The organism is uncultured Agathobaculum sp., assembly GCF_963927765.1.
Classification (GTDB): domain Bacteria; phylum Bacillota; class Clostridia; order Oscillospirales; family Butyricicoccaceae; genus Agathobaculum.
Genome location: NZ_CAWVCU010000087.1, coordinates 14,522 through 34,752 on the forward strand (window position 1 = coordinate 14,522; position 20,231 = coordinate 34,752).

The following is a 20,231-nucleotide window of genomic DNA, read 5'->3' on the forward strand; positions in this document are numbered from 1 at the left end:
CATAAAACGGAGGATGGCAATAATGGGTTTCGAGTTTGAACAGGGCTTGGATAATGTAGTGAACATTAAAGTAATCGGCGTAGGCGGTGGCGGCGGCAACGCGGTTAACCGCATGGTCGAAAGTGGTGTGCAGGGTGTTGAGTTTGTTTCGGTCAACACGGATATGCAGGCGCTGAACTATTCTCAGGCTGGTACCAAGATCCAGATCGGCGAGAAGCTGACGAAAGGACAGGGCGCGGGCGCAAACCCGGAGATTGGCCGCAAGGCGGCGGAAGAAAGCAAGGAGCAGATCGCTGCGGCGCTTGCCAATACACATATGGTCTTTATCACTGCCGGCATGGGCGGCGGCACTGGCACCGGCGCAGCGCCGGTGGTTGCGCAGATCGCTCGCGAAATGGGAATCCTGACGGTTGGTGTTGTAACCCGTCCGTTCGCGTTTGAGGGAAAGAAGCGTTTGGAGCAGGCCTTGGGCGGCATTGATGAGCTGAACAAGAATGTGGACTCGCTGGTTATCATCCCGAACGAGCGACTCAAGTACGTATCCGAGCAGAAGATCACTTTCAAGAATGCATTTGAAATCGCGGACGGCGTGCTTCGTCAGGCGGTCGCGAACATTTCCGAGCTGATCACTGTTCCGGGCTTCATTAACCTGGACTTCGCCGATGTTACTTCGGTTATGAAGGACGCAGGTTATGCACATATCGGTACCGGCCGCGCTGCTGGGAAAGATAAGGCGGCCGAAGCGGCTCGCATGGCGATTTCCAGCCCGCTGCTGGAAACCTCGATTGATATGGCGCACGGCGTTATCGTTTCTGTTATTGGCTCGGACGATATCGGTCTGGATGAAGTCGAGACGGCGGCTACCATGGTACAGCAGGCGGCGCATCCGGATGCACATATCATTTTCGGTGCGTTCATTGACGATACCATGGACGACGAGATCCGCGTTGTAGTCATTGCGACCGGCTTTGACAACATCCCGAACTCTGCAAAAATGAATATGGACGGCAAGCAGCCTGAACAGGCTTCCGGCTCCGGTTTGTTTACCGAGGCGTCCACTGCGGCAGCAGAGGAGAAGCCTGCTTCCACGCAGTCCAAATCCAGCGATCTGGGTTCGGATGATGCGGCGTTCGATGTACTGATGCGTATTTTCGATAAGGACCATCGCTAAATACAGCTGAAAATAGCGTCCCTTAAAAACAGCCCTGCAAAGGGCTGTTTTGGTCTGAAAGGATCTTGTAAAATTCTTGTAAAAAGGAGTGTGATCACCGTGAGTGCAGACCCTCGAAGTAAAAAGATAAAAAGAACTCGCGGTGGCGCAGCTATGTGAAGCCGCGGAAAGGCGGTAAGATATGGTAGAATTTTACAAGACTGTTGACGGAAGAATCACGGAAATTGCTGGCTTTGCGGAAGGCTGTTGGGTGAATATGGTGCATCCCAGTTCGGATGAGCTGGAGGAAATCGCTCGTGCGGCGCATGTAGAAGAGGAATTCATTCGTGCGGCACTAGACCCGGAGGAAAGCTCACGTGTCGAAACCGAGGACGATCAGCTGTTGATGATCGTCGACATCCCGATGGTGGAGAAAAACTCGGTGGAGGACGGCGGTCAGATGTTCAGCACGCTGCCAATGGGCATTGTGGTGGCACAGAACGCGGTCATTACAGTCTGCTTGGAGGACAGCATTATCCTGCGGTCAATTGCAGAGGGTGCGGTCAAGGGCGTACACACGGCGCTGCGTACACGGTTTGTATTTCAGATCCTGCTGCGTGTGGCAGGACGCTTCCTGAAAAACCTGCGTATGATCGAGCGCGACTTTACCCGTATCGAAAAGCGGTTGTATGATTCGCTTAAAAACGAAGAGCTGATCCAGCTGCTCGGCTTATCCAAATCGCTCGTTTACTTCTCTGCATCGCTCAAGGGGAATGAAGTGACGATGGAAAAGGTACTGCGCGGGCGCGTACTCAAGCTGTATGAGGACGATCGCGACATTCTGGAGGATGCGCTGATCGAGATCCGCCAGGCCATTGAGATGGCCGGAATTTACTCGAGCATTCTGTCCGGTACGATGGACGCATATGCATCGGTTGTATCCAACAATCTGAACATCATCATGAAGGTGCTCACGGTATTGACCATCATCATGACGATCCCCAATATCATCTTTGGTTTTTACGGCATGAATATCGAAGGCGGCGGCTTACCGGGCGATTTTGTCTGGTGGATTCCGCTGCTGATCTCGGTTGCCGCGTGCTTTTTCGCGTGGTTCATGCTCAAAAAGAAGAATCTGGATTGAGATTCCGGCGCCGCGTTTGCGGCGCTTTTGTTTTTCGAACAATAAAAAGGGCGCGTATGTACGCGCTCCTTTTGTGCATTACTTTTCCCATATGAGGGGGATGGTTTGGCCGAAGATTGTGATGGATTCCATTTCCTCCAGCGGGATGACTTCGGCAAGCAGGCCGCTGTTTGCGTGGCCGATCTGCCACAGATCGTAGGTTGTGCCGTCTTTGAGTGTCAGGATGGGGGAACCGCCTTCGGTGTAATATTCGTTGTCGTATTCGTCCGGCACGCCGTCCAAATACAGATTCATATCATCGTCAAAGGTCATTTCCTTATCGAAGTGCCATTCCAGATGGTAAAAAGCTGGCGTGAACGCGATGCTGTCAATCGTGACGTTCAGGTTGCCATAGGGGATGACCTGACCCGCCTGCGCGTATGTTGCAGTATCGGTGCTTTCCAGCGGCACCTCAATAACCCAATCGCCTTTGACAAGCGTCTGGTCCGGCCCTGCGTAGTTGCCTTCCTGCATGTAGCTGATGATATCGGAGAAGATAAAACGTGCCGTTTTGCTTTGCCATTGGTCGATGTCGTTCATGTCCATTTCGATCTGGAAAAAGAACTGTGTCATGTCGGATGCGGATTCCGGGGTGCCACTGCAGGAATTCCATTCCCCCTCGGTACGGACTTCGTAGCCTTTGAAGGTGAGAAAGTCAGTATTCGGATATTCCTGCAAATCAATAAACGGTGTGCCGTCCTCCTTTGCTGCGGAGAAGATTGCGTAAACAGTCTGCTCGTCGGCGTACATGCCGTCGAGTGAGATGGTCACACCATGGTCGGTGACACTGGCGCCGCTGGCGACAAATCCAGTGGTGGTTTCAACATCGCCGGCAGACCCTCCGAAAAATTCTGCTAATCTTGTGCGACCTCCATCCGGATCAGCAAAAAAGCCAACGACTGCGCCTGCCGCAGCGGTAAACGCCAGCACACAGGCGGCTGCGGCTGCAACGCAGAAAACCTTGCGCGGATGCCGGCGCTTTTTTTGCTTGGGAGTGGTTTGTGCTGCCTGAGTTAGTTTTTGTATCAGCATAGCCTGTTCCTCCTCGGTAAAGCGCAGCGCATCGAGCGCGTCCTTATACTGTCTCATATTCGCTGCCCTCCAGTTCTTGTTTGAGTTTGGCGCGGGCGCGGGCAAGCCGCTGCCGAACAGCGGCGGGTTTTGCCCCGACCATTGCTGCGATTTCTTCGGCGTTGTAGCCTTCATAATAATAGAGATAGATGACCTCACGGTATTTGACCGGCAGGCGCTGTACCGCGGTCAGCACGCCGGAATCCTCTGCGGGAAGAAAGGGAACTTCGCGTTCGATCAATTCGTCCAATGGTACAGGACGGCGGCGCCAGCCGCTCTTGAGAAGGTCCTTGCACTCGTTGATCGCCATGCGGAGGATGAAAGCGCGCGTTTCACCCTCGGTATCAAATTTTCGGTCGATTTGCAGCAGCTTCAGGAAAATATTCTGGCATACGTCCTGTGCGTCCGCCCGGCCGAGCGAATACGTAAAGCATAGACGCAGGATCATGCCGGAGTATAAACGAACGAAGGTTGCTGCATCCGCTGCGTCCTGCCAGACGGGCATCCGGATCATCCCCTTTCACTACGATAACGATTGAATGCTGGGTTGTGTGACAAAAGAGCAAATATTTTTTGATCTTCATAATTTCTTTCGGAAATGGAGCGGGCGCTGTGCTATACTTCGATCAGCGCAACGATAAAATGTGACAAAAAACAGTGATGAAAATTGCAGAAAAAATCGCTGACTTTTTGTGCGAACAGAGAAAAATGATTGGAAACGGGTGAAAAAGCATAAAAAATGGTTGCATTAGCCGAGAATAGTGCTATGATATTACAAGGAAAAAACGGGATGAAAATTTTCGGACAAACATGAAGGAGCGAAGGATTTTTATGCTTCGGTTTTTAGAGAGTCTGCAATTTGTTTTATTTGTATTTTTTACAGCGGCCTATGCGTATCAAATCGTATATCTGGCGGTCGGCTTGATTGGAAAAGGCCGTCAGGGAAAGCAGGATGCAACATTGCACCGGTATGCAGCGATCATTGCGGCGCGCAATGAAGCGGGCGTAATCGGGGATTTGATCAAAACGCTAAAGCAGCAAGATTATCCGTCAGAACTATTGGATGTGTTCGTCATTGCGGATAACTGCACGGACAACACGGCGGAGGTTGCCCGCAAGGCGGGGGCGATCGTATATGAACGCTTTAATAAGGTGCAGGTCGGTAAGGGATATGCGCTGGACTATCTGTTCCACCATATTTTTGATGATTATGGCGACAAGACCTATGATGGCTTTTTCGTATTTGACGCAGATAATCTGGTAGACCCACAGTTTGTGCGTGAGATGAACAAAATGTTCGATACCGGTGAGTATACTGCGCTTACCAGCTACCGGAATTCTAAAAACTTCTGCGATAACTGGATTTCCGCAGGCTATGCGCTGTGGTTCCTGCGCGAGGCGCGTTTCCTTAACCGTCCGCGTACCCAGTTGGGCGTTAACTGTGCTGTTTCCGGTACGGGTTTTCTGGTTGCGGCGGACGTGATCCGTGAAGAGGGTGGTTGGCCCTATCATCTGCTGACCGAGGACATTGAGTTTTCCATCGCCTGTGCGGCACGTGGCCGAAAGATCGGTTATTGCGGTACTGCAATCATCTATGATGAGCAGCCGGTTGAGTTCCGCCAGTCGTGGGATCAGCGTTTGCGCTGGAGCAAAGGCTTCTATCAGGTAGATGCGAAATACACGGCCCCACTGCTGCGTGGTTGCCTGCGCGGCGGCAGAAAAGGCATGTCTTGCTATGATATGCTGATGACGGTTGCTCCCTGCAATCTGGTGACGATTGGTGTGCTGGGTCTGGCTTTGTTTGCGTGTCTGAGCAGCCTGTCGCAGCCGGCATTCATTACATACCGGGTGCTGCGTATGTTAGGCCGGATTGTTCTCACCACGATCAAGGGTATTTCGTTCAGCCTGTTTCTGTTTGGCGCATTCACTATGGCGGCCGAGTGGAAGCAGATTAAGGGAAGCGTTTGGAAAAAGATCCTTTATGTGTTTACCTTCCCGCTGTTTATGCTGACTTATATTCCGATTTCGCTGGCTGCGCTGGTCGGCAAGGTGGAGTGGAAGCCCATCCGCCACGGCCTTGCGGCGAAAGCACATAACGAAAACGAGAGCGCTTGATCCTTTGGTATACGTAAAAAACTGCTGCAACATCATGTTGCAGCAGTTTTTTTGTTTATTCAATGCAATGCGGTCTGCCAGTGGCATATAATTCTCGCCGGATGGCTGCAAACATGCGTTCCGCCATATCCAGATAACATCGTATCTCCATTTCGTCGATCTCAAATGGAAGATCAGTTGGGTATCGCGTTTCGATATACAGGTCATTGAGCGCAGCGCTTTCATCCAAATATTCCGAGAATGCATCGGCATCCTGCTGGATGGCCTGACGGCAGAGATAGGTCAGGTTATGGCCATCAAAGTGCCGGCCGGTACGGAATAGCAAATAGCCCTTGAGCGCCTTTTCAATTGCCTGCTGACAGTGAAACGCGATGTTGTAATGATCCCCGCCATAGGTTAGCAGCAGCCGCGCGCATTGCAGGTCGCATAACGCCTTATCCAGCCATTTGTAATAGAAATGGCTGTCGGATGCGCCTTTACGTTTCCTGCTCATAAATCACCTGCCCTTTCCGGGCGATCCATGCGGCATAGGAGGTTTCATCCTCCAGCAGGTCATCCCATTCATCGGCGGTGTAGACACTTAAATTGACCGGGACATCGGCGGAAAGCGCCAGATGCAGCTGCGTGCGCAGATGACGGCAATCGGAGCCGTTTGGTGCGATCACGCACAGGCTGAACGCTTTGAGCTTACCGGTGGCCATGGTCCGTTTTTCTGCAAACAGAATGATCCGCCGTGGCTGACACACACGAAGGATATCCCGTTCTGCTTGCTGGATCGACTCAGTCATGAGCAGATGCCCCCTGTGTTTCAAATGGCGTTAGCGTTGCAAGCGCTTCGAAGTGCGCTTTTCCATCTGTCTCGCCGCGTACATAGCGCGCGTCGTCTACTGTGCCGCAGAGCAATTCTAGATGCTCACCGAAAGCGGTTTCGGCGGTATAGTTGACTTGCAGGGAGGAGACAAAGCCTGGCTGCCGCTGCAAATCGAGAGCGTCTGAAATCAGCTCTACAATGCGCACGTTGTTGACGTGGTTGTTGACATCCAGATCGGAATACTGCACGGTGTGGATATGGTGCGGCCGCACAGTATCGCAGGACAGCTTGGGCAGCGGCTCAAATAATGTTCCACGCGCTGTGTGCAGGTAGCTTTCTGCAGCCGGGAAGGCGCTGGGACGCAAGATGCGGTGCGATGCAGGGTCGAGTGTGACCCACATCGACTGCGCATCGCCAATCTGCTGTTCGTCTGCGAAAAACGCAAAGCAGCGATACCAGCTTGCGCCGCGGATGCCGGGACACCATGTCTCGCATCGGATACGCTCATACGGGCGCAGAGGGCGCGTCAGACGCGCTTTCATGCGCGAGAGGACCCAGACTATGTTGAGCTCGTCCTGCGCGAGGTGCAGCGATTCTGCGTGCACTGTGGCGGCATCCTGCATAATCAGCCAGAGAAAGGACGGCTTTGCAATGCCTCGGTTATCAATATGACCATAGTTGACTTCATATTCGCGGGAAAGAAGATCTGCCAAGGGAATACGCCTCCTCAAAATCAATGGAACAGGCTGGCAATGAAACGGGAAACTAAGTCAAGCAGTGAAGACTGCTGAACGGAGGTTTCCGGTGTGGTGTCTGGGGTGCTTTCGCCCGCGGCATAGTGCTCGGACAGCATCGCTGCGCAGCCGTCTACCTTTTGCAGGGAAGAATAGCTGAAAAATACTTCACCCTGAATATCAATGCTGTCATCCAGCAGAGTGAGCTGGCGCTGCAACTCACCCGTACCGTACCAGACGTCGCCCGGTTCCGCTTCCGCTGCACGGTAAGCGCCGATACCGATGTACAAGGCAACGTCGCTGGTGGAGACTACCTGCTGCCACCAGTCCACCAGAATTTCAAAATCAGCGATTTCGTAGCCGATAGACCAGTAAAGCTGCGGACAGATATAGTCAACTGTTCCCTTGTTGATCCATTCGACCGAATCGCAATAAATTTCCTGATAGGAAGAGCGGCCGTTGGTTTCGCTTCCCTTGGGGTTATTGGCTTTGTTGTCCCAGATACCGGCAGGGCTGACGCCGAACGATAAAGCGGGGTTGATTTCGTGCAGTGTCTCATCGAGGGAAGCGATCAAGGTGTTGACATTGTCACGCCGCCAGTCTCCGATGTCACTAAAATCGCTTCCATAGCGGGCAAAAGTCGCGGAATCGTCAAAATCGGTGCCCGGATAGAAATAGTCGTCCAAGTGGATGCCGTCTACATCATAGTTTTCCACAATTTCGGCTGCGCCATCCACTACCAGCTGCTGTACTGCTGGCAGGCCAGGGTTGAAGTAATAATTGTCTTCGTATTCCACAACCCATTCCGGATGCTGCTTGGCCGGGCTGTTTTCGGGAAGAGCATCCCACTCGCTTTGGCCGTCCTTGGTGATGCGGTAGGGATTGATCCAAGCGTGCAGCTGCAAGCCACGGCTGTGTGCGCCTTCGACCCAGTAGGCCAGCACATCAAAATCGCTGTCCGGCGCCTGTCCAACGGTACCGCTGATATAGCGACTCCACGGGAAAATCTCCGACGGGTAGAGTGCGTCTGCCGAAGGGCGAACCTGCAGAAAAACTGTATTCAGCCCCATTGCCGCAATATTGTCGAGAATGGTATCCGCTTCGCTTTTGAGTGCATCGACCGACAGGCCTTGCGCAGAGGGATAATCAATATTATATATGGTTGAAACCCATACGCCGCGCATACCGTCTTGCGCGGTTTGGACGGCGCCGGCGCTGGAAAAAATCAGCGTGAGTACCAGAATAATGGAAAGAATGCGTTGCTTGAGCATGGAAAGACTCCTTTGACCGTTAGCGTAGATATATAATTATTTTACCATTGCAGGCAGGAGAAAGCAAGAATGATTGACATGGGCGCGGATTCATCGTATGATGGAACACGGACAGAAAAAGGATGTGAATGGCATGCAAAAAAAGGTTCTGGCGCTGCATGATTTATCGGGCTTTGGCCGGTCGTCGCTGGTGCCTATCATTGCGGTGATTTCTGCGGGCGGGCATCAGTGTGTGCCGCTGCCGACTGCGGTGTTTTCCACCCATACCGCGATCCCCGGCTGGGTGACCACCGATTTGACGGACTCAATGCAGGGAACAATCGACCAGTATGAGGAGCTGGCCTTGCGCTTTGAGGCGATTTACGCGGGCTTTCTGGGTTCAGCGGATCAGATTGACAGCGTTGGTGAGGCGGCAAAACGCCTCAAAAAAGCAGACGGCGTGACCTTGATCGATCCGGTGATGGGAGATAACGGCAAGGTGTATGATACCTATACGCCGGAAATGTGTACCCGGATGCGTGAGCTGTGTGCGATTGCGGATATCATTACACCTAATACCACCGAAGCGGCAATCCTGCTCGACCGTGACCCGTACAGCAAGCCGGGCAGTGTGGAAGAGGCGTGGGAATGGCTGCACGCGCTGCACGAGCGTTACGGTGCGCAGGTCGTGTTGACGGGATTGGATTTTGCAGAGGGGCGCGTCGGTTCGGGATGCCTTTCCGAATCCGGTGGCGCGCTCAGTCTGCATCGCCGGATTGACCGATACTATCCGGGCACCGGCGATCTGTTTGCGTCGGCCATGCTGAGTGAGCTGCTCAATGGCGCAAAGTTGGAGGACGCATGCGAACTGGCAGGGGAGTATGTGAAGGATTGCATTGCTTATACGATGGAGCAGCAGACTGACCCGATGCACGGGGTTCAGTTTGAGAAAGTGCTGCCCAAGCTGATAGACGGGACGTATCGGCGGGAACTACGGGAACGACCGCTGCGGCATAAATAAGAAAAAGCACCGCTTTGGGCGGTGCTTTTTATTGGACTTATGAATCATTACCTATTGCAAAAAAGAAAAGCACCTGTCTGAGACAGGTGCTTTTTTGGAGCGGCTGACGAGGCTCGAACTCGCTACCTCCACCTTGGCAAGGTGGCGCTCTACCAGATGAGCTACAGCCGCATTTTGTATCGCGCCGAACTTATCAGCGCGATATTAATTATAGCAAAGACATGTTACTCTGTCAAGCAGAAAAATGAAAAAAGATAAAAATTTTCATTGCGTCTCACGGGTGGCGAAATGCATCCGCAGGCATACGAGAAAATAGACCATTGCTGTCATGGGCAGAAGCAGGAGGGGGGACACGGGAAACCGCTGCGCCAGCATGTCGAGTGCAATGTTGGACACCCAGAAGCTGGGCATCAGTGCAAGCGCATAAATATTGCACCGCCAGTATTTCTTGCGCCACTGTCGTCCCGTACTGACATCCTGCGTTTGGATGGAGCTGCACAGCCCAAGAAAGAGAGCGCACATGCCGATTTGCACGAACAGGCCAAGAATAGTCGGAATCTGATAATACGTTTGTTGCCACAGGTCGTAAATCATCAGAGCAGCGCCAAAGACATTGCCGCCAATGGTGAGGTTGAGCAACATGGGGGCGCCACGGAGCATCTCCGTAACGGATGGGATGGAATTTGTTTCGCTGCCCGGGGAAGAAGGTTGGATATCCCGCAGCAGCCAGTCGGTCGTCACGTCAAAATAGTCTGCCAGTGCGATGACCTTATCGGTGTCGGGCATTGCGTCGCCTAGTTCCCACTTGCTGACCGCTTGCCGCGATACGCCCAGTGTGATGGCTAGCTCTTCCTGCGACAAGCCGCGCTTTTTACGCAGATCGGTAATTTTTTCTCCCAGTGTCATGTTTGGTTACCTCCTTGTTTGGTGAGGCCATTTTATCGAAAATTACGGTTGCATGCTACCGTGTTTGGTTGGAAAATGCGCAACCGGCGGTTGCATATGAAAAAACAGCGCGTTCTTTGCAGCAAACGCGCTGTTTTTCAGTGTGTGAAAACAGGCTGGGATCAATAGCCGAGCGGCTCGCCGATCAGCACGATCTCACAGCGCTCCATGCGCTGCGGCGGTCCCATGTGAATGACCATTGCACGGCAGATGCGTTCCGGGCTGCGGCAGTCGTGGCATTTGCCATCAACCGCGCAAGGGGTTTTCTTCTCCAGCCGTTTGGCATTCATGGGAGCGGCAACATTGCGCGCCCGATCGATTGCACTTGCCAGATCAGGGCACAGCTTGTTGATGCCGCAGACAAAGATACAGCGTTTTGGTCCAAACAATGTGCCGGATACGCGGTTGCACGCGCCGTCAATATTGACGACCTCACCGCTCTCGCTCAGCGCGTTAGCCGAGCTGAGATAGATATCCGGGGTCTGGAAAAACTCGCCGGACTTAACCCAGTGCCAGTGTACGGCGGTGCTATTGGAAAAAGCCTTGGGGAAACCAAGCTGCTGAAGTGTCATCGAGCCGCCCAGCGACACGGATTTACCGGCGCAGGTGTCGGTCAGGTAGGTGAGTGCGTCGGCTACGGTCGGAAAGTAAGTAAAGCCAAAGCCACGCTGCGTAAAGGCCTTGCAGATGGCATCCACAGCCAATAGGCCGCGCTCAAACAGCGGCAGCAGCTCGGCGGGGCTGTGTACCAGCGCGTCCGCCCCTGCTGCGGTCAACTCCTCAGCGGAACGGAATCCCCATGTAACGCCGACAGCGGACAGGCCGGCGTTTTTCGCGGTCTGCATGTCAGTCGCGCTGTCTCCGATATAAAGGGTGGTTGTCGGATCACCGCCCAGTTCGCGCAGCAACCGCAATGCGCTGGTGGGATCGGGTTTGCGCGGTGTATCCGGACGCTCGCCATAGGTGATCTGCACCAGATCACCAAAAAAGTACCGGATCAGGCTTTTGGCAGCCAAATCGTATTTGTTGGACAGAACGCCGACCGAAACTCCAGCCTTTTTCAGCTGCCGAAGCAACGGCAGAATGCCGTCATACGGCTGGGTACGGTTCATCATGCGCTGGTTGTAAGCTGTGCGGAATTCATCCAGACAGGTGTCAATCATGGCTTCGGTGCGTTTGTTTTCCGGGATGCAGCGCTCAATCAGCTTGCGTACGCCGTTACCGACGCGTACGCGGGTTTCCTCTTCGGTGACGGCGGCAAAGCCGCGGCGCACAATGGCGCAGTTGACGCTGTCGGTCAGATCACCCAGCGTATTGAGCAGGGTGCCGTCCAAATCAAAAATTGCGGTGGTAATTTTCATGCTATCGCTATCCTTTTTCTTGTTGCCGGGCGGGCTCAGCCGCGCATATAGGTCTTTGTGATCTCACCGAGCATAGCCGAAACCGTCGGATTGAGCGCTTCCTTGCGCACGCGCCAACGCCAGTTTTTGCCGCCGATGGTGGCGGGGGTGTTCATGCGGGAATCGGCGCCCAGCGAAAGCAAATCCTGCAAGGTGGTCATGGTGATGCGTGCAGGGGAGGCCCATACACTCTTGATCGCGCTCCAGCCCATCGCTTCGCTGTGCGAGGTGCGCAGATACCGGTAGGCAAACTGCTTTTCCGGCTCGGTGCAGATGTCCATGATCTGCTCGCATACGGTCTGCGAATCGTGTGTAGAGGTATAAACGATACTGTTTGGCACAAAGTTGTGCGGCAGATGCTCGTTGTCGCAATCGGGTGTAAAGCCGAAAATCAGCACCTTCATGCCGGGGAAACCGCTTTCTGCCAACAGCTCGCGCACCTCATTGGTCATTTCGCCCAGATCCTCTGCAATCAGAGGCAGGGTGCCAAGCGCCTTTTCCATCGCATGGAACAGCTCCATGCCCGGGCCTTTATGCCAGTGTCCTTTGATTGCGGTTTCCTCGGTCGCGCGCACCTCCCAATAGGCTGCAAAGCCGCGGAAGTGGTCGAGACGAATCACGTCAAACAGCGCCATGTTGCTTTTCATGCGCCAGATCCACCATGCGAAGCCCTCGGCGCGATGCGCGTCCCAGTCATAAACCGGATTGCCCCACAGCTGACCCGTAGCCGAATAGTAGTCAGGCGGTACGCCTGCAACCAGTTTAGGACTGAGGTCAGTTTTCAGCTTGAACAGCTTTGGGTGCGTCCACACATCTACCGAGTCGGCGGAAACATAGATCGGGATATCCCCGATGATCTGGATGCCGTGCTCATTGGCGTATTCGCGCAGCGCAGTCCACTGGGTAAAGAAAATATATTGCAAGAAAATGCGGAAGTCAATTTCATCCCGCAATTCTTCGGTTACTTTTTTCAGCGCTTCGGGCTTACGGTCGCGCACTGCTTTTTCCGGCCACAGATAGACCGGCATATCGTGGTACTTTTCTTCTTTCAGCGCCATAAACAGCGCGTAATCCGGCAGCCATTCTGCATTTTCCTCGATAAATGCCACAATCTTTTTGCGCATTGCATCGTCCACGCGGGAGTAAGCCTTGCGGAACAGCGGCCATCGGGTATCGGCCAGCTGCTCAAAGTCCGCCGTATCGGGTGAAGCCTCAAAGTCGCGTGCCTTGACTTCGGCTTCGGTGAGAAGCCCGTCCTCGACCAGCAAATCAAGATCAATCAAATACGGATTGCCTGCAGCGGCGGAAAAGCACTGGTAAGGCGAATCGCCAAAGCCGGTGTGACCAAGCGGCAGCACTTGCCAGTAGGTCTGGTGCGCAGCCGCAAGGAAATCAACAAATTCATAGGCGGTTTTGCCCATAGTGCCGACGCCGTGCGGCGAGGGCAGGGAAGTGACGTGCGCCAGCACGCCGCTGGAACGGTGAAACATACAATACATCCCCCAATTGAATATAGTTACATTATAGCGTGTTTTATGGAAATTTGTCAATTTTACTTGCCAAGCGTGCGGACGCAGGATATAATGAAAAGGCTGAAAAATATACAGGAAAAAGGGGAATTTGACGCATGAGAATGCGCAAAAAGAAAAATCTTGATATTCGCTTTGAGGCTTGCGCAGATGTAATGGCATTTGAGCCGAAGGAAAAGCGCGGCAAATGGCGCGCTTTGTTCGGAAATGACCATCCGCTGCATGTGGAAATCGGCTGCGGCAAGGGACGTTTCGCTATCGGGATGGCGGAACAGCATCCGGATATCAATTTCATCGCGGTCGAGCGGGAGGAAGGTGCGCTCATCATGGCGGCGGAGCGCTGCCAGCAGCAGCCGCTGCCCAACCTGCGGTTTGTGTCGTTTGATGCAGCCGAGCTGCGTGATGTGTTCGCGCCCGGTGAGGTCGATCGTATCTATCTGAACTTTTCCGACCCGTGGCCGCCCAACCGGCAGCGCAAACGCCGCCTGACGTGGCGCGCGTATCTCGAGGTATATGACGAGATCCTCAAGCAGCAGGGCGATATCTGCTTCAAAACCGATAACCAGCGGTTCTTCGAGTGGACGCTGGCCGAGATTTGCCAGTTTGGCTGGCTGATTCAGAATATTTCGCTTGATTTGCACAACTCGGACTTTGAGGGCAATGTGATGACCGAATACGAAGAGAAGTTTTCGTCCGAGGGTGCTTGCATCTATCGTCTGGAGGCACGGCGTCGGTTGCCGGAATTTTTGCGTAAGTGAAAAAAAGAGAAGCAGCCTGCGGGCTGCTTTTTTATTCTTGACATATGTCGGAAATGTGCTATCATAGAATCATAACCGGCATATGCCGGAAACAAAATCGGAGGCGTAAATCCATGAAAATCGCAGTCACTTATGAGAATGGTCAGATCTTCCAGCATTTTGGACACACCGCTCAGTTCAAAGTATATGAAGCACAGGACGGCAAAATCCTCTCTTCTCAGGTTGTGGATACCAATGGCAGCGGCCATGGCGCGCTGGCAGGCTTCCTTGCGGCGCAGGGTGTGGATACGCTAATCTGCGGCGGTATCGGCGGCGGTGCACAGATGGCTTTGGCAGAAGCGAATATCCGTCTGCTCGGCGGCGTACAGGGCGATGCAGATGAAGCGGTTGAAGCGTTCCTGTCCGGTTCGCTTGTGTATAACCCGGATGTCAAGTGCAGCCATCACGAGCATCACGGGGAAGGACATGACTGCTCCTCGCAGGGCGGCCACCACTGCGGCGGACATTGCCACGGCTAAACCATGCCCAGACCGAAAAAATGCCGCCGTGTGTGCGGTTTGCCGGTGTGTCGGGAGTTTGGTCCGCGCGGTATGGGTTGTGCGGGCGAGCCGGTCACGATGGGACTGGATGAATATGAGGTCATCCGTCTGATTGATTTGGAAGGCTTGCAGCAGGAGCAGGCAGCCGTCCAGATGGGGGTCGCACGCACAACGGTGCAGTCGATTTACAACGCAGCGCGGCGCAAGCTGGCGGACTGCATGGTAAACGGTAAGATGCTGCGCATCGAAGGCGGTGACGTTGAGGTGTGCGAAAAACGCGCGCACTGCATGCGGCAGGGCTGCTGCGGGCATCAGAGATGCGGAAAACAAAAACCGGAAGGCTGAGCCTTCCGGTTTTTTGTGCTATAGTTTGGTATAGCCGCGCGGGGTAACAATGGCGTCCAGCGGTACACTGGCCGCGCAGGCGGGACAGTTTTTGCCGCGCACAAAATTGTGGTAATGAGGGAAATCCGCGCCGGAAAACAGGCTGAAAACCGGCTTTCCGTCCAGTTCGGAAATGTTGGAGAACAGCGCAGAATATCCAGCGACACGGCCGCCATAATACTCGATGCACTCGCGCGTTTGCGAAAGGGTTTGCCCGGTGGAAGCGGTGTTGACCAGCACCAGCACGTTTCGGTGTTCGATCATGGGGCGGAGGTTGTCCGCAAACATAAACTGACCGTTGACATTGCTGTCCGGCTCGACTAGATAAATGGCTTTGTTGGTGTTCAGGCTGCCGATGCCGGAGTTGGCAAGCTCTTTGGCAATATACGCGCCGATGTACTCTGTGCCCTCCAGGCAGAGTAAGGTATCCACACTGATGGAGGAAAAGTGGAACGCGATGCTGCGTGCAGCTTCGAGCGCCATGGCCATATTGTGCTTGATTTCGGACATGTCGATATAATAATTGATATGGGAATGGTTGGTTGCGAAATGACCCGGAATCGCATCTGCATACAGACGCTTGTTGGAACGGGAAATGATACGGATCGGCTGCTGCATAAATAACCACCTTTCTTTGTCCGTTATAAAATTACAAGCATATTATAGCGCAATTTTATCAGCATGGCAAGAAAAAGCGAAGCCGGGTTTGTGGAAAATGGCAATAAAAAGACCCTGCTGCAAAAAGCAGCAGGGTTAGAAATCAGAAGATTAAAGCGCAGCCTTAGCCTTCTCAGCAAGCGCTGCGAAAGCAGCCTTGTCGTTGACAGCCAGATCCGCGAGCATCTTGCGGTTCAGGTCGATGCCAGCCTTCTTCAGGCCGTTCATGAAGCGGCTGTAGTTCATGTCGCAGGACTTAGCAGCAGCCGAAATACGGGTGATCCACAGACGACGGAAGTCGCGCTTCTTGTGCTTACGGCCAATATACGCGTACTTCAGGCTCTTCATAACCGCCTGGTTGGCTACACGGTAGTGGGTAGACTTGGCACCCCAGTAGCCCTTTGCACGCTTGAGGATCTTCTTTCTTCTTTTGCGCGTCATCATTGCGCCCTTAACTCTTGCCATTGTAATTGCCTCCTATATGAAAGATGTTGTTACTTACTTATACGGCAGCAGACGCTTGAGCTGCGCTACGTTCGTGGAATCCGCGAAGCCTTCCTTGCGGAGGTGGCGCTTGAGCTTGGTCGTCTTACCATGGCCGTTGAGCAGGTGACGCTTGCCAACATGGCCGCGCTTGAACTTGCCGTTCTTGGTTACGGAGAATCTCTTCTTTGCACCGCTGTGCGTTTTGATCTTAGGCATTAGGTTTGCTCCTCTCTGAATTTGCGCGCTAGGCGCGTTTTAGTTTACTTGTCCTTAGCGGGCGCCAGAAACATCAGCATCTGACGGCCTTCGAGCTTGGGCTGCTTTTCTACCGTGCTGCATTCCGAGCACAGCTCCGCGAAGCGATGGAGCAGATCCTGACCGAGCGACGCGTGCGTGACCTCACGGCCGCGGAAACGAACCGAAACCTTGACCTTATCGCCATCCTTGAGGAAACGGCAGGCGTTTTTCACCTTGGTGTTCAGGTCGCCAACGTCAATGTTGGGGGTCAGGCGAATCTCTTTGATCTCCACGACGCGCTGGTTTTTGCGCGCTTCCTTTTCACGCTTGGCTTGTTCAAAACGGAATTTGCCGTAGTCCATGATCTTGCAGACCGGCGGCTTCGCCTGCGGGGCAATTTTCACCAGATCCATACCCTTTTCCACGGCGGCATCCTGTGCCTGTTGGATGGGAACAATGCCGAGCTGCTGACCGTCGTCGCCGATCAGACGGACTTCCTTGTCGCGGATCTCCTCATTGATTTGATGTTCCATGCTGCTGATTGGTAAGCACCTCCAAACGATAAATGGGTTAAGACAAAAAGAAAAAGGACCGATCGAAAGCGACCGTCCTCCGTGCATAAAACGCAAACCCGTACCCAACGGATTTTTTGCTTTATTGACCCGTTTGCTGAAAACGCTGCGGGTGAGGACATTGCCTTCTTCCTTGTTACCTGAAATACTATATCAGAAATGAAAGACAAAGTCAAGGCTTTATTTCGGTTATTTTAACTGGTATGATATTTCGCACAGGCAGCATACTATGACAGTACGGCGCTCCAGAATGGGGCTTTACAAAAAGGACTCGATTTGTTATGCTTAAAGCAGGAGAAGGATTCTCCACACAGCCTGAATTTGAACCATAAGGAGGTGCCGGATCGTGAGCGAGGAATACGGCAACGATTTTGTTACGCTGATTGATGAGGACGGCAACGAAGTTGCGTTTGAGCACATCGACACCGTGGAATATCAGGGAACAACCTATCTGGCCTTTATCCCGGCAGAGCTTTCTGTCGAGGAAGACGCAGAGGTCGTGATCATGCAGATCGTAGAGGAAGACGGCGAGGAAATGCTGGAAGCGGTTGAGGATGACGAGATCGCAGATGCAGTGTTTAATATCGTAATGGAACGCGCCGAGGCGGAAGAGGAAGAGGAAGAGTAAGTTCATCACCGCAAGCGGCACGGATCAGTTAAATCCCTGCCCTGTGCGACAGCAGCCCTTTTTTAACCCACATTTTTAGTACGGGATTTCGGAAAGTTTTGGCATCGAGCAGCAGGCCTCCCGGGTATACACGGACGTTGGAAGCGCAGACATGCCAAACAGAAAACCCACCTGCATGAGTCGTGCAGGTTACTAATTGGGCTGCATCGGCAGGGCGGGGTATTATTATACCCAAAAATCGCTTACGCTGATGGCTACCCAAAAGATAGGCAAATAATTTGTTACATTTGTGTAACTTTACAGGAATTTTATTTGCTTTTTTTGCGTAAGATGATATAATGATACAAAGAGAGTATATAAAGGAGGTGCAGAAAGCATGAGACATCTTAGAATCCCCCAGCAGCCCGACCGTCCGGATATCGATGATCTGATTTTCGGTGATGAGCATGAGACACATAGCGATAAGTAAAACGCTTACGGATATGTCCACGCAGGGAAGCGCATGCTGGAAGGGGATGCGGCCGCGTGGTTTTTTTATACTTATTCCCCGGAAAATAAAAAAGGGAGACCCATTCTAAATATGAAAAAATGTCTCGCAGAAGGGTGATGCCCGAAACGGAAAACCGTTTCGGGCATTTTTTTATGCATTGGGAGGTAAATAGAAGCGAAGCCGGTCGAGTACGGCTTGGAAGCGAGGCTCAGTGCGTAACGATTCATATTGCGCATCTTCTTTCAGAGAACGTAGGGTCAGACGGTTTGCCTCGATCACTTCGTTTCTGGTCGGTACATGGGTCTGCACACCAGCGAAAAACGGGTTTTCTCGATAGTCAAGCGTGTAGGCCAGCCGCGCGTCAATGTATTGCTCAAGCTGGTCAAGCGCAAGATTGATGTCGTCCTCATCCTGTGCCAGCATCAGACCGATCAGCAGACCGTTGGAACGGTCAAGACCGAACAGCTTGTCTATGGCACAGTAGGCGTCGAGATAGCGGTGCGCGGCTGGAAAGTCTTTTTGCCGCCGCGCAACCGTGGTCAGGTTCATCAGTGCGCCCAATGCTTCATGGACATGTATCAGCAGTCGCTTGCGGGCGAGCTGTTCAGCTTCGTCCAGCTGGTTCTGCGCGAGCCGCAGATTGAGACGCAGTGTGTCCGCGTCGACCGGCTGCCGGTCTGGCAGGTTGTCGATCAGCGCTTCCGCTTCGCCGTACCGTCCAAGCATAGTCAGTGCGTTACTGCGCAGCAGTCGCGCTCCCAACTTCTCGTTTTCGGTTTCGCTTTGTGCTTCGCCTTGCTCAAACAGTGCAAGACAGCGCGCAATCAGCGTTTCGCTCTCTTGCTCGGGGTCTTCTGCGTGCGACAGCGCAGAGGACAGGAAGTGAAAATAAAATCCGCCGAGCATGACTTTGAGTTGGCCGCTGGATGGGTACTCGCGCAAGACGGACTCGGCTGCCTGCTGTCCGGCAGCAAAGCCCTGCTTATCAAATACAGTGCGCAAATGGTCGCCAATAGCGCGCAGTTCTTCGTTGGAGGGCGCGGGGTGAAAATCGAGCAGCGCATCGACTGTCATGCCAAGGGCACGGGCGATTGGTGGCAGTAGTGTGATATCTGGATAGCTTGCGCCGGTTTCCCAAAGTTAAAGATATGGGCAACACCGCAGAACACGCAAAAGGAAAGGCCCTGCGGGAAGATTCCACCCGGCAGGGCATATATACGCCATTCCATCAGCGCTGCAGCCGCACTGATTTAAGCCGTCAGGCAGGATCGCCTGTCAGCCAGAATCAGATTCGCCAGCGCGAACAGGATATTCAGTTTGGCAATCTGTTTTCGCAGACCTCGGTACCTGGTTTTCCGGTATCGAAGTTGGCCCTTTACTACCCCAAAGACATGCTCTACCTTGGCCCGTACGGAAGATTTCTCCTTTTCGCGGCGTTTGATCTGCCCGCGGGAACGATTGCCTGCGTGTTTACTCTGCGAGGGCCGCCTGTTGATTTTGTAACGGATTCGTTTCCTCTGGGTATTGAAAAGAACGGCGTCTTCCCGTTTTTCGGCGCCCAGGTATCCACTGTCCCCATATACGCTATCCTCATCGCCGGTTAAAAGCTCCGGCACCATCGTCACATCGTGGATGTTGGCGCTGGTGACCTTTACTGTGTGCACCAAACCGCTGTCTTTATCCACACCGATGTGGGCTTTATAGCCAAAATGCCAACTATTCCCCTTTTTCACCGAGTGTGCTTCCGGGTCTCGTTTCTTTTCCCTGTTCTTTGTCGAGGACGGCGCTGCAATCAGTGTAGAGTCCACTATGGTTCCTTTCTTCAGCAGCAGCCCTCTTTCCTGCAGCAGATATACCACCTGCGCAAACAACTTCTCCTGCAGCCCGCTGCGGAGCAGCAAATTCCGGAACCGACCCAGCGTATCGCCGTCCGGCACCTGATTGCTCGATTCCACTCCGCAGAATTCCGAGAATGCACGGCTGTCGATCACTTCCGCTACTGTTGCCATGTCCGACAGATCATACAGGTTTTGCACCAGATAAATCCGCAGCATCCGTTCCAGATCGTAGGGCTTATTGCCGCGCTCTCCTTTGTAATAGTGCGGCCGGATGAGTTCGATCCACTCTCCCCACGGCACGATGCGCTCTATCTGACTCAGAAATTCTTTCTTCTTTGTCCGCACCTGGCTCAATTCATCGCTCAGGCCCGACAGACTCATCTGCTTATCCATAGCTTTATTATATCATATTTTTTCTTTGTGCGGTGTTACC

Annotated in this window: 23 protein-coding genes, 1 tRNA gene and 1 other RNA gene; 9 read left to right on the plus strand and 16 right to left on the minus strand. The window is 53.2% G+C overall.

All coding sequences use genetic code 11. The features are described 5' to 3' along the window. Positions 1–22 precede the first annotated feature (22 nt). Positions 23–1,171 carry a cell division protein FtsZ gene (ftsZ, locus tag ABGT74_RS08000; RefSeq protein ID WP_297283193.1) on the plus strand — a complete coding sequence of 383 codons (1,149 nt, stop codon included), beginning with the start codon at positions 23–25 and terminating at the stop codon, positions 1,169–1,171. A gap of 181 nt (positions 1,172–1,352) precedes the next feature. Further along, entirely contained in the window at positions 1,353–2,294 is a 942-nt protein-coding gene (locus tag ABGT74_RS08005; protein WP_297283192.1) for a magnesium transporter CorA family protein, read from the plus strand. A gap of 78 nt (positions 2,295–2,372) precedes the next feature. Here ABGT74_RS08005 and ABGT74_RS08010 read toward each other — a convergent pair whose 3' ends face one another. Both ABGT74_RS08010 and ABGT74_RS08015 read right to left on the minus strand, forming a co-directional pair. After that, positions 2,373–3,422: a DUF4179 domain-containing protein gene (locus tag ABGT74_RS08010; protein ID WP_346705142.1), complete on the minus strand. Its 1,050-nt coding sequence runs from the start codon at positions 3,420–3,422 to the stop codon at positions 2,373–2,375. Continuing rightward, the gene (locus ABGT74_RS08015) at positions 3,409–3,909 is read right to left on the minus strand and encodes a sigma-70 family RNA polymerase sigma factor (RefSeq protein WP_346705143.1); all 501 of its coding nucleotides are present in this window, start codon (positions 3,907–3,909) and stop codon (positions 3,409–3,411) included. The genes ABGT74_RS08010 and ABGT74_RS08015 overlap by 14 nt, the downstream gene beginning before the upstream one ends. A 326-nt stretch (positions 3,910–4,235) precedes the next feature. On the opposite strand from ABGT74_RS08015, the gene ABGT74_RS08020 reads away from it, so the two are divergent. After that, positions 4,236–5,519 (plus strand): glycosyltransferase family 2 protein, encoded by a 1,284-nt coding sequence (locus ABGT74_RS08020; RefSeq protein WP_330651664.1) that lies wholly within the window; start codon positions 4,236–4,238, stop codon positions 5,517–5,519. A gap of 55 nt (positions 5,520–5,574) precedes the next feature. Here the strand turns inward: ABGT74_RS08020 and ABGT74_RS08025 are convergent, their stop codons facing one another. The 4 genes from ABGT74_RS08025 to ABGT74_RS08040 are packed head-to-tail and all read right to left on the minus strand — an operon-like array spanning position 5,575 to position 8,335. After that, the gene (locus ABGT74_RS08025; RefSeq protein WP_346705144.1) at positions 5,575–6,012 is read right to left on the minus strand and encodes a HEPN domain-containing protein; all 438 of its coding nucleotides are present in this window, start codon (positions 6,010–6,012) and stop codon (positions 5,575–5,577) included. Further along, positions 5,996–6,307: a hypothetical protein gene (locus tag ABGT74_RS08030; RefSeq protein ID WP_297283188.1), complete on the minus strand. Its 312-nt coding sequence runs from the start codon at positions 6,305–6,307 to the stop codon at positions 5,996–5,998. Before ABGT74_RS08030 ends, ABGT74_RS08025 begins: the two co-directional genes overlap by 17 nt. Further along, the gene (locus ABGT74_RS08035; protein WP_346705145.1) at positions 6,300–7,043 is read right to left on the minus strand and encodes an acyl-ACP thioesterase domain-containing protein; all 744 of its coding nucleotides are present in this window, start codon (positions 7,041–7,043) and stop codon (positions 6,300–6,302) included. Before ABGT74_RS08035 ends, ABGT74_RS08030 begins: the two co-directional genes overlap by 8 nt. Before the next feature lie 20 nt (positions 7,044–7,063). After that, a complete protein-coding gene (locus tag ABGT74_RS08040) occupies positions 7,064–8,335 on the minus strand; it encodes a family 10 glycosylhydrolase (protein WP_346705146.1) in 1,272 nt (423 codons plus the stop codon). 133 nt (positions 8,336–8,468) lie between these two features. Between ABGT74_RS08040 and ABGT74_RS08045 the strand changes: the two genes are divergently transcribed. Further along, positions 8,469–9,335, plus strand: coding sequence for a pyridoxamine kinase (locus ABGT74_RS08045; RefSeq protein ID WP_346705147.1), 867 nt, complete (start codon positions 8,469–8,471; stop codon positions 9,333–9,335). A gap of 95 nt (positions 9,336–9,430) precedes the next feature. On the opposite strand, the gene ABGT74_RS08050 is transcribed toward ABGT74_RS08045, so the two are convergent. The 4 genes from ABGT74_RS08050 to malQ form a co-directional block, all read right to left on the minus strand. Further along, positions 9,431–9,506, minus strand: a tRNA-Gly gene (locus ABGT74_RS08050). Positions 9,507–9,599: 93 nt separating this feature from the next. Then, the gene (locus tag ABGT74_RS08055) at positions 9,600–10,241 is read right to left on the minus strand and encodes a helix-turn-helix transcriptional regulator (RefSeq protein ID WP_346705148.1); all 642 of its coding nucleotides are present in this window, start codon (positions 10,239–10,241) and stop codon (positions 9,600–9,602) included. Between the two features lie 161 nt (positions 10,242–10,402). Then, entirely contained in the window at positions 10,403–11,641 is a 1,239-nt protein-coding gene (locus ABGT74_RS08060) for an HAD-IIIA family hydrolase (RefSeq protein WP_346705149.1), read from the minus strand. A gap of 35 nt (positions 11,642–11,676) precedes the next feature. Then, on the minus strand, positions 11,677–13,170 hold the full coding sequence (malQ, locus tag ABGT74_RS08065; RefSeq protein ID WP_346705150.1) for a 4-alpha-glucanotransferase: 1,494 nt from the start codon (positions 13,168–13,170) through the stop codon (positions 11,677–11,679). Positions 13,171–13,307: 137 nt separating this feature from the next. On the opposite strand from malQ, the gene trmB reads away from it, so the two are divergent. The 3 genes from trmB (at position 13,308) to ABGT74_RS08080 (ending at position 14,851) form a co-directional block, all read left to right on the plus strand. Next, positions 13,308–13,967 (plus strand): tRNA (guanosine(46)-N7)-methyltransferase TrmB, encoded by a 660-nt coding sequence (gene trmB, locus ABGT74_RS08070; protein ID WP_346705151.1) that lies wholly within the window; start codon positions 13,308–13,310, stop codon positions 13,965–13,967. A 113-nt stretch (positions 13,968–14,080) separates the two neighbouring features. Then, positions 14,081–14,485, plus strand: a complete 405-nt coding sequence (locus tag ABGT74_RS08075; RefSeq protein WP_346705152.1) for a NifB/NifX family molybdenum-iron cluster-binding protein — start codon at positions 14,081–14,083, stop codon at positions 14,483–14,485. Positions 14,486–14,488: 3 nt separating this feature from the next. Then, the gene (locus tag ABGT74_RS08080; RefSeq protein WP_346705153.1) at positions 14,489–14,851 is read left to right on the plus strand and encodes a DUF134 domain-containing protein; all 363 of its coding nucleotides are present in this window, start codon (positions 14,489–14,491) and stop codon (positions 14,849–14,851) included. 18 nt (positions 14,852–14,869) lie between these two features. Here ABGT74_RS08080 and ABGT74_RS08085 read toward each other — a convergent pair whose 3' ends face one another. The 4 genes from ABGT74_RS08085 to infC form a co-directional block, all read right to left on the minus strand. Next, positions 14,870–15,508 carry an orotate phosphoribosyltransferase gene (locus tag ABGT74_RS08085; RefSeq protein WP_346705154.1) on the minus strand — a complete coding sequence of 213 codons (639 nt, stop codon included), beginning with the start codon at positions 15,506–15,508 and terminating at the stop codon, positions 14,870–14,872. A 150-nt stretch (positions 15,509–15,658) separates the two neighbouring features. Further along, positions 15,659–16,012 carry a 50S ribosomal protein L20 gene (gene rplT / locus ABGT74_RS08090; RefSeq protein WP_125115912.1) on the minus strand — a complete coding sequence of 118 codons (354 nt, stop codon included), beginning with the start codon at positions 16,010–16,012 and terminating at the stop codon, positions 15,659–15,661. 33 nt (positions 16,013–16,045) lie between these two features. After that, positions 16,046–16,249 carry a 50S ribosomal protein L35 gene (gene rpmI / locus ABGT74_RS08095; protein ID WP_054327617.1) on the minus strand — a complete coding sequence of 68 codons (204 nt, stop codon included), beginning with the start codon at positions 16,247–16,249 and terminating at the stop codon, positions 16,046–16,048. A 44-nt stretch (positions 16,250–16,293) separates the two neighbouring features. Continuing rightward, positions 16,294–16,803, minus strand: coding sequence for a translation initiation factor IF-3 (infC, locus tag ABGT74_RS08100; protein WP_297284107.1), 510 nt, complete (start codon positions 16,801–16,803; stop codon positions 16,294–16,296). A 385-nt stretch (positions 16,804–17,188) separates the two neighbouring features. On the opposite strand from infC, the gene ABGT74_RS08105 reads away from it, so the two are divergent. Then, positions 17,189–17,470: a DUF1292 domain-containing protein gene (locus tag ABGT74_RS08105; protein WP_346705155.1), complete on the plus strand. Its 282-nt coding sequence runs from the start codon at positions 17,189–17,191 to the stop codon at positions 17,468–17,470. A 30-nt stretch (positions 17,471–17,500) separates the two neighbouring features. Next, positions 17,501–17,695, plus strand: a non-coding RNA gene (ssrS, locus tag ABGT74_RS08110) — 6S RNA. Positions 17,696–18,110: 415 nt separating this feature from the next. Here the strand turns inward: ssrS and ABGT74_RS08115 are convergent. Both ABGT74_RS08115 and ABGT74_RS08120 read right to left on the minus strand, forming a co-directional pair. Continuing rightward, positions 18,111–19,034: a hypothetical protein gene (locus ABGT74_RS08115; RefSeq protein WP_346705156.1), complete on the minus strand. Its 924-nt coding sequence runs from the start codon at positions 19,032–19,034 to the stop codon at positions 18,111–18,113. 176 nt (positions 19,035–19,210) lie between these two features. Further along, positions 19,211–20,179 (minus strand): IS5 family transposase, encoded by a 969-nt coding sequence (locus ABGT74_RS08120; protein ID WP_346705157.1) that lies wholly within the window; start codon positions 20,177–20,179, stop codon positions 19,211–19,213. Positions 20,180–20,231 lie beyond the last annotated feature (52 nt).